At 55.3% G+C, this 311-nt stretch carries 1 protein-coding gene; it reads right to left on the bottom strand.

Annotation, left to right across the window (positions count from 1 at the left end; all coding sequences use genetic code 11):
* The coding region (locus tag E5Q11_RS17525) for a multicopper oxidase domain-containing protein (RefSeq protein WP_168215679.1) at window positions 1-311 on the bottom strand (311 nt) is incomplete at both ends.

Below are 311 nucleotides of genomic sequence, written 5' to 3'. Positions count from 1 at the left end.
CAGTGGAACGCCCACTGGCCCGGGGCATCCACTTCCGTTTCCATGTAAACGGTAGTGGCAGGAGCCACGCTGATTACGTGCTTTATCGGGTTCCACTTATCGGCGCCCACGTCCAGGATTGACCACATGCCATGCAGGTGCATAGGGTGGGTCATCATGGTTTCGTTGACGAATTTGAAGCGCACCCGCTCGCCGTATTGCAGAACAACCGGGTCAGCGTCTTCGTATTTCACGCCATTAATGCTCCACTCATAGCGTTCCATATTGCCAGTCAGACGCATCTCGATTTCACGGGTCGGCTCGCGATCTTC

Source organism: Marinobacter confluentis (assembly GCF_004785685.1).
Lineage (GTDB): Bacteria > Pseudomonadota > Gammaproteobacteria > Pseudomonadales > Oleiphilaceae > Marinobacter > Marinobacter confluentis.
Note: the sequence above shows the minus strand (reverse complement) of the source record. Positions and strands in the feature narration are given on the sequence as shown.